Origin of the sequence: Nostoc sp. (assembly GCF_036919575.1) — a bacterium.
Taxonomy (GTDB): domain Bacteria; phylum Cyanobacteriota; class Cyanobacteriia; order Cyanobacteriales; family Nostocaceae; genus Nostoc.
The window spans coordinates 32,858-39,280 of the sequence record NZ_JBALBY010000112.1; the positions used below are offsets into that span (position 1 = coordinate 32,858).

The 6,423-nt window shown below is 42.5% G+C and carries 4 protein-coding genes; 1 reads left to right on the forward strand and 3 read right to left on the reverse strand.

The window, feature by feature from the left end:
• Positions 1–19: 19 nt before the first annotated feature.
• Both V7K27_RS29565 and V7K27_RS29570 read right to left on the reverse strand, forming a co-directional pair.
• The gene (locus V7K27_RS29565; RefSeq protein ID WP_334952048.1) at positions 20–1,852 is read right to left on the reverse strand and encodes a hypothetical protein; all 1,833 of its coding nucleotides are present in this window, start codon (positions 1,850–1,852) and stop codon (positions 20–22) included.
• Between the two features lie 94 nt (positions 1,853–1,946).
• The gene (locus V7K27_RS29570; protein ID WP_334952049.1) at positions 1,947–4,658 is read right to left on the reverse strand and encodes an NHLP bacteriocin export ABC transporter permease/ATPase subunit; all 2,712 of its coding nucleotides are present in this window, start codon (positions 4,656–4,658) and stop codon (positions 1,947–1,949) included.
• A gap of 404 nt (positions 4,659–5,062) precedes the next feature.
• On the opposite strand from V7K27_RS29570, the gene V7K27_RS29575 reads away from it, so the two are divergent.
• Positions 5,063–5,467: a hypothetical protein gene (locus V7K27_RS29575; RefSeq protein ID WP_334952051.1), complete on the forward strand. Its 405-nt coding sequence runs from the start codon at positions 5,063–5,065 to the stop codon at positions 5,465–5,467.
• A gap of 301 nt (positions 5,468–5,768) precedes the next feature.
• Here V7K27_RS29575 and V7K27_RS29580 read toward each other — a convergent pair whose 3' ends face one another.
• Positions 5,769–5,984 (reverse strand): transcriptional regulator, encoded by a 216-nt coding sequence (locus tag V7K27_RS29580; protein ID WP_334952053.1) that lies wholly within the window; start codon positions 5,982–5,984, stop codon positions 5,769–5,771.
• Positions 5,985–6,423 lie beyond the last annotated feature (439 nt).

Genomic DNA, 6,423 nt, shown 5'->3' on the forward strand with positions numbered 1-6,423 from the left:
GATGCGATCGCCTGTGATCTTAAACATTTACCAATGCCTCTGTAGTTAAGTAAGGAGGAATGGCAAACTTAGCAATGTATTCACAGTGGTTCTCACAACGATAACGAGGGTGAACATCTTGCTGTCTGTCGGGTAAATCCTGTTGAGTGGGAGAACAGGATTCTGATAAAGCTAGAACTGCCAAAGATGTGGAAATGCAGCGATGGACATCCCAATAAAGAGAAATACCGTGGTACTGATTTTCAATACTCCTAACCTGTCGCTGCTGCTGAATTAAGGTTTTTGGGGCAAAAGCATTAATCAGCGATAACTCAAGCAAGTCTTTGGTGGGAATGTCAGGATTTAGACGCAGACTTGAATAGAAAGGAATTGTTACAGGCCAGCGCCCTTCACTATCTATAAACTCTAGTAAACGGATTTGTGCTGCCCGCATTGTTCGGCCTCTAAATCCCAAAGCTGCCATGATCAAAATTCCCAAAGCTGTGGAGAGGGCAATGTCATACTTGCCAAAGGAATAGTCCTCGTTTAAGCTAGCTAGAACCTCAGACAAAAGTTGTTGATGCAAGAGTGCGGCTGATTGATCATGGCGAATAGCACGAGCGAGAACCCAATCCACCAAATAGGGATTAGCAAAATATAACCCACTGCGATTTGCCATACCAACAGCTAAATAATCTGTTGAAGTTTTAGCTTCTAATTTCGCCTCTTGCCTAAGTGCTTTAACCATGCAGGTTGTAGCATAGTCGCTTTGACACCAGTGACGACAGCTTTGATCTAATACCATCTTTCCGGGCTGCTCATCTGTAGACCACAGTTGAGGATAGTACCCTCCCTTGCCATCAGCAAAACGTTCCAAGTCCTCTACAGCATCTGGATGATTGAATCCTTGCAAGACTAAGGCAGAGTCAGTTGCTGTAACTAACCGATTGGAGTGAAACGCCCAGAGATGATCTTGACGCTGATTTAGTAAGAATTGACTCAATGCCTGACGCGCATCTAAAGTTGATTTAGCTACTGAGGCATCAAGGGTTTCGCTGAGATTGCTTGCTGTGTTTAAAGCATTCAATAAAAAGCCAAGGGGAACTAAATCACCATAGGGGAAACGTGGATTTGGGGGTGGTGATTGACAAATCATTGCTAGCGATCGCTGGCAAGCCTCTTGTGCTAGCTTAGTCAAAGCTTGAATACTAAAATTTCTTGCCCAAGTGATCCGACCTTCTGCTGCCTTGAGTAAACCATTTTCTAAGGGTGGATCAATAGTGCCGTGCTGGAGAAAAAAGAGATTGCAGTGGGCAGTACGACTAAAGTGGGACAATATTCCAGCATGGATATGAACTGGCAGACGATTTTGGAATTGAGCCAAATAATAACCCTCTTTAGATTCGCCTCCCAAAAAATTGACTCCGACTGCCTGAAGCAATTCATAATGTTCTCTAGATGGTTCTCGCTCAAAGATAGCTTGAGCTTGGCCAATTCCCTCTTGGATTTTAATATGCAGTAAAACTGGAGCGTAAGAATCTAATTCCCCTAATCCAATACAATCAGCTTCGTCAACAGGAAATAATGCTAATTGCTTGGCAAAGCGATCAAAAAGAGAATGGGGAATGCGCTCACGAGACCAACCTTTACCCGAAATAGCCTCCACCAGTCTAGATTGGTCAGCCGATGCTAAAAATCGCCCGGAATTGGCTAACACCACATGGCTGTAGGCAGTTAAATCGATCTCCATTGGCAAGTGGTACATCGCCTTAATGGTGTCCTCATTCACCAAATGACCAATGGGCGAAAGATTAAACAAAACCATCCATTCTAACGAGGCAGGTAAGGTGTGAAGAATTTCTGAGACTAACATGTGATCTTAAATAAATATGAATTGGTATCTGGACGAATTACTAAGTAATTAATATCGCCATGAGATTTTTCAGGAACCGTCTTTACTACTTGATTTACGCTACTTGCCGCGCCATGAGTTCAGCAAACATACCCTCTTGCATCATCAATTGCTCAAAATTGCCCTGCTGTAACACCTGTCCGGCAGCAATTACATATATGCAGTCTGCCTTGCGAATAGTGCTGAGACGGTGAGCGATAACGATACGAGTCACTTTCAACTGTTCCAAACTTTCACTGACAATTGCTTGAGTGCGGTTATCTAAAGCACTTGTCGCCTCATCAAAAATCAAAATTTTCGGTTTCAGTACCAAAGCACGAGCAATTAACAACCTCTGACGCTGGCCACCAGAAATGTTTGTACCACCTTCTGAAATTACCGTGTGCATACCCATCGGCATCTGTTGCACATCTTCAGCAAAGCCGGCCATTCCCGCCGCTTCCCAAGCTTCATCTATTGTTACTAGCGCCCCACCGGAAATATTTTCAAATATAGATGCACTGTTTATCCGACCATTTTGCAAAACTACACCCAACTGTCGCCGCACCGCAGAAATATCTAAACCTGAGACATCTTGACCATCGTAATAAATTGTGCCTTCTTCTGGCTGCTCGAAACCCAACAGCAACCGCACAGTAGTTGATTTGCCGCTACCAGAAGGACCAACTAAAGCAATAAATGCTCCTGCTTCTGCTTCAATAGTAACTTTATCCAGTGTCAGTGGAATATCTTCGCGGTAGCGAAAACTCACCCGATCTAACTTCACCCTCCCAGCCAGCCGACCTGGATCTGTTTTATCACCATCAACTTCAGGAGGTTCTTCTAAAATGGGTTTGGCGCGTTCCCACAACACTGAGACTTCCAAAACTTGGATAAGTGTGTTACTCAAACTAGTTGCACCGGAAACAAATGTACCAAAAGCTACATTGAAGGCGAGGAAAGTACCAGCAGAAAATCCCTTACCTCCTTCTGCTTCAGCTTTGGCAATTAAGGTGACAACCATAGCATAAATTACAATAGAACAAACAGTAGGTAAAAGTGTGTTAAAGAAACTGACAGCATTTTCTATAGCCGCTTTACTGAGGATTAACTGTAGTTCCCGACTGAATCTTTTAGACCAGTAAGCAAATGCCCGTTGTTCAGCACCGGCAACGTACAACTTAGATACTCCGCCAATTAGCTCTACTGTTAGACCAAATACCTCACCTTGTATTTCTTCCAAAGGCTGTATTTTTTTGCGAGTTAGGGCTCCTGCAACGTTAGTGACGATAATGTTAACCACAGCAGCTCCTACAGCTATTAAAGCCAACTGAGCGTTGTAGAAAAATAACAACCCCAAATTGAGGAGAGAGAAGAAAGCATTAAATATTGTTCTGAGAACTGTGCCGCTAAGGATGTGGTGAATTTGGCTGATGGCAGAAACGCGAGACTGAAGATCACCAGTTGAGTATTTGCGAAAGAAAGAAACTCGCAGTTTCAGCAAACGATCCCAAACAGCAGTTTGGGTTTGAATATTAGCAATGGTTTGTAGTCGTGAGGTGGCAATACTTTCAATTAATCCAAATGAGGTACTAGCACCTGCAACAGTTAGCAAGCCCAGACCGATTTGGAACATTAAGCCCCGATTAGCATCAGGAATAGCACTATCAATAAGGATACCTGTAGCTTGAGGGATCAGCATCCCCAGTAGTGAAGTTAAGATACCCATGAATAGCAGGGTAATGATGTCTTTTATTCTGCCCTTGATCGCAAACTTGAGGATATCCAGTGATTTGAGTGCCTGTTCAGGGAACGGGCGATAAAACATAAAGCCCACTGGGGAGATCAGCCTAGCTGTGTCAGCATTAACAGGAATGGGGCGGCGCTGCTCAGGATCAAATATTTCGTACCCAGTGCTGATCAATGGCAACAAAGCTACAGGTTTTTCACCGTCGGCGGTATAAGCTAACAAAGGTCCACTGTCTGAGTGCCACCAATTATCACCTAAAATTACCCGCCGAGTACGGATACGAGATGCTCGTGCTATGGCGGCTAAGGGGTCTTTGACACGTTTAGGATCTTCCGAACGCGCGGGAGGACGAATCTCAATTCCCATAGCTCTACCTACTGCTCCAGCAGCCATTAATAGTGCTGTTCCTTCTAGCAGAGATCCTATTGCTTTGGGTCGAAAAATAGAGGTGAGATTATCAATTGAGCGTTCGCTAACTTGTTGGTTGAGTTGTAGGCGATCGCGAAACTGCGTTGCTGTTATTTCCTCTTCCTGCTGGTTGAGTTCAAACAAACAACCTATAAAGTTAGCTTGCAATTGATACAAATGCTCAACTGATGATGCTGGTGTATTGAGTTTGTCGCGATCAATGCCGTCAATAACAATGTTAGTATCCTGAAAAACGGCTACAAGGCGATCGCTCCACTGCTGCATCAAATTTGGAATCTGAGACAAGGTATTACTATTGGTAGAATTCACCTGTTGTATCCAATCTTCAAGACTAACTGCTACTAGGTGAGTTTCCTCATAAGCAACGGCAATCAACTCCTGAGACTGCCCTTCTGGGGTTGTAAAAACACCGAATAAGGCATCGCCACCATTTACGTCAAACAAATAACGACGCGCTCCCTCAGAAATACCATCTACAGTAGTGACTGCAAACACCGCCATTGCTCCCGATGATACTAGCCAGACAGTATCAGCAATATTCAGAGCCAAGTAATTGTTGCTTTTCACAATACGCTCAGAAGCGCCAGTTTGGTTTAGGACATTGGTCATTATCTGTACTCTCACGTCTATGATCAAGTGGTATTAATAGTTTCAGGACTAAAGTAAAAGTTGTGGTGCTCGCTGGGTGTTTTTGCACATTTGCTGCACTTCTTTTACAAGATACTGCTGCGATCGCATGCACACAATCTGTCCAGTTACAATGTCAGTCACTGGTATCTTCGTCTTTGTAACTGGACTGGTATTATCCGTCGTCTAATTATGAAAAACTCACTCCCCTAAACCCTAATGTCTAATGACTGATTAGCTTGGAGTGCTTATCTGCAACCATATTTGGGAAAGTTGCAGGTATAAAATAGCTTTTAAATCTATTTCTTGTTTAGCACCTGCTATATCTTATGAAGTTATTTCATGTATGGCTATAGTAAGCAGCTCAGCAATTCCAAATTCAAATTTTGACAACGGGTACAGTTTACCTTGAGGATAAAGGAGTATTTCTTCAAGGGCATCAAAATGGAGCCGATGGCACTGAGTTTTGGGGTAATGCTGGGATTTCTCCAACGAGCGATAAGCCTGACGGCATAGCTTCGCTTACCGCTGAAATCAAGGACCCCCGACAATCCAGTAATGCGACCCGCTACAGCATCAAAGATACGGTGCTGGCAGCATTTGCGGTGTTTTTCATGCAATGCGAGTCGTTTTTGGAACACCAACGTCAGATGTACTGGAGTTGTGGGAAAGATAAGCGAAGAAGTTTGTTTGGCTTTGCTTTAGGTCAGGATACTTGTGCAAGCTTGTCTCAATTTTTGATTTCTCCCAGTAGGATGCTTCCAATCCCAAGCAGGCAAATAGCGACTTAATCTCTTTATCCCGGATTTCTCACAAACTCGGAAAAAAGCCGAGTGAAAAAATGCTAAAATGTATATATAGCAAGCATTTTAGCAGTTTTAAACTTTTAAAAAAATTCCATCTTTAGGGCAATAACTTATCAGGCAATAACTTATCAATATAAATTTAATTTGTATATGACTACATGATTAAAACTATCACCATTAAAAACTTATCAAGAGAATAGACAATACTCTTGATTGCTAAAATATGGCTGGACACCAGATTTAGTAAAAAATTACACTTTATTTATAAATAGCCTAGAGAAAGCACTTAATATAACTCGCCACCGCGAGCGAAAATTTCTATAACTTCACTTCTGGTTACTTGATTTTTCTCCGCTATTTCTAGTAGTTTTTCCCACGCTTCATCGGTTAAGCGAATTGACCTTAACCGTTTGGGTAAATCTCCATAATCTGTTTCAAATTTACCATCTGGTGTACGGGGTCGTCTTTGAGACTTTTGTCTAGTGCCTGAATATTGATCCATTGCCAAAAGTTATACACGATATCCTAGCTTATCATGTATATACATGGCTGAGTGATTGGTTTTACAAGATTTTTTTCTTATCCCGGTTTTCTGTTCCGTTGATACTCACACCCCTAAGCTTGGGTTTTACGTTGTGGAATAAATATAACTCACCATGACAAGGGTCAAGTCATTGAGGAGCCGTGTGAGGTGAAAGTCTCATGCACGGTTTTGAAGACCAGCAGGACTGGTGACAGTCTTGCTGAGTTTAATCCAATTTAGCCAATTGTAGTTTTCTCCTTTGACGAACCCAAACAGGCTGAATCTCAAAATTATCGTTAACGCAGCAAAATTCGGTGGCAGCAGCGATCGCTATCAATAAAATTCAAGTAATTAACCGTTTGTCAGATACATTAGTATCCTCCAAATTATAGCCACCTTTTTTAAAATCACGAAACAT